Annotated in this window: 1 protein-coding gene and 1 pseudogene; both read right to left on the bottom strand. The window is 73.4% G+C overall.

Translation table 11 applies throughout. The features are described 5' to 3' along the window. A pseudogene (locus CCN44_RS20755) lies at window positions 1–301 on the bottom strand (DUF4129 domain-containing protein); the annotation flags it as partial. 4 nt (window positions 302–305) lie between these two features. Continuing rightward, the coding region (locus CCN44_RS20750) for a glycerophosphoryl diester phosphodiesterase membrane domain-containing protein (protein ID WP_107502096.1) at window positions 306–1,340 on the bottom strand (1,035 nt) is incomplete at its 5' end.

Genomic DNA, 1,340 nt, shown 5'->3' with positions numbered 1-1,340 from the left:
CCAGGCCGAGCGTGCCGCCGGGGGTCGCCGAGGCGGCCGTGCTGAACAGCCGGCCCACCCAGTCCCAGAACGCGTCCAGGGCGCGCTGGAGCAGGCCGGGGTCGTTCTCGTGGTACATCCGCTTGGACAGCTCGCGCCGGGCCGCCTCCCGGGCGGGATCACGCGGGATGGTCACCGGCGGCTCGTCTCCCGAGCCGCCGGCCGCCAGGACGGCCTGGTCCGACGCGCGCAGCAGCCGTCGTACGGCGGTGGCGGCGCCCGATGGGGCGGCCGCCGTGAGAACTTCCCCCGTCAGGCTCACCGCATCAGCTCCCGGGGACGGGGCCGGAGGTGTTGGTGCCGTATCCCTGGACACCGGCGGCGCGGGCCAGTTCGAGGTCGAGGGCCTCGCGGCGGATGCGCTGGTCGATGTAGAGGAGCACGGTGACGCCGGCGCTGATCGGGAGGGTGAGCGTGGTGCCGATCAGGGAGCCGATGCCCCGGATGATCAGGAACGCCCAGCCGACGCGTTCGCCGCTGGTGCCGAGGAAGTTGTCCATGCCGTCGCCGCTCACGGCGGCCCCGATGAGGGCGAACGGGATGGTGACGATCGCCGAGACGATGTTGGCGATGAGCCAGGCGAGCAGCTGGATGCCGAAGACGCGCCACCAGGCGCCGCGGACGAGCTTGGCGGAGCGGCTCATGGCCTTGGTGATGCCCTGGCGCTCCAGCATCAGGGCGGGGGCGGCCAGGTAGTAGCGGATGGCCAGCCAGACCGCGATGACGACGCCCGCGAGGATGCCCAGGGCGAAGAGCGCGGACCCGCCGGCGTCGCTGCCGCCGGTGACCATGACCAGGATGCCGGGCAGTGCGCCGGCGACGATCACGCCCACGGTGATCAGACCGAGCAGGACGAGCAGTCCGGCCAGCTTGGGGATCTGCGGGCGGGCCTCCCGCCAGGCCTCGCCGGCGCTGACCGGTTTGCCGAGGACGGCGCGGCTGGTGATGGTCGTGAGCAGCGCGGTGGCGACGATGACGGCGGCTGCGGAGATCACCGTGACGATCCCGGTGCCGATCATGGAATCGCGCAGGGCGCGGTACAGGTCGTCGGGGGTGGCGGTCCGGCTGTCGAGCTGCGCACCGGCGAGGGCGTCGTTGAGGAAGAAGCCCTCGACGAGGACGAGACAGATGTCCGTGACCGCGGCGACGGCCAGCGCGATGCCGAGGACCGTGCGCCAGTAGGTGCGCATGGTGGACACGGCGCCGTCGAGGATCTCGCCGACGCCGAGCGGGCGCAGCGGGATGACACCGGGCTTGGCCGCGGGCGGCGGGCCGCCCCAGCCGCCGCCCGCGGCCAAGCC

Origin of the sequence: Streptomyces tricolor (assembly GCF_002155905.1) — a bacterium.
GTDB classification, from domain to species: Bacteria; Actinomycetota; Actinomycetes; order Streptomycetales; family Streptomycetaceae; genus Streptomyces; species Streptomyces tricolor.
Note: the sequence above shows the minus strand (reverse complement) of the source record. Positions and strands in the feature narration are given on the sequence as shown.